This is a genomic window from Vibrio sp. 1580 (assembly GCF_033340055.1).
In genome coordinates, this window is sequence record NZ_JAWOVT010000778.1 from 1 (window position 1) to 510 (window position 510).

Annotated in this window: 1 protein-coding gene; it reads left to right on the forward strand. The window is 50.0% G+C overall.

What is annotated here, in order from left to right:
* Positions 1 to 510, forward strand: a 510-nt coding sequence (locus tag R7093_RS28340; protein ID WP_318147423.1) for a TRAP transporter large permease subunit, incomplete at both ends; no start/stop codon positions are given.

A 510-nucleotide genomic window follows, 5' to 3' on the forward strand; every position in this document is an offset into this window, starting at 1 on the left:
TGCGTTAGGTGTATCCACTTCTTTCGTATTCTTGTTTGTACTGTTTGGCGCGATGCTAGAGCGTGCGGGTGCGGGAGCTTACTTCATTAAAGTCGCATTTTCTCTACTTGGTCATATGAAAGGCGGCCCAGCTAAAGCCGCCGTTGTCGCATCTGGTCTATCGGGTCTGGTTTCAGGCTCATCGATCGCAAACGTCGTAACCACGGGTACTTTTACCATTCCATTGATGAAACGAGTCGGCTTCCCGGGCACAAAAGCGGGTGCAGTTGAAGTGGCAGCGTCAACCAATGGTCAGCTCACCCCGCCAATCATGGGCGCGGCAGCGTTTTTGATGGTGGAATACGTTGGGATTTCTTACGTAGAGGTTATCAAAGCGGCATTACTTCCAGCGCTGATTTCCTACATCGCGTTGATTTACATCGTTCACCTTGAGGCGTGTAAAGCGGGTATGACAGGTCTTCCTCGTCGCCACAACCCAACGTTAGTACAAAGTTTACTTTCCTTTACTAG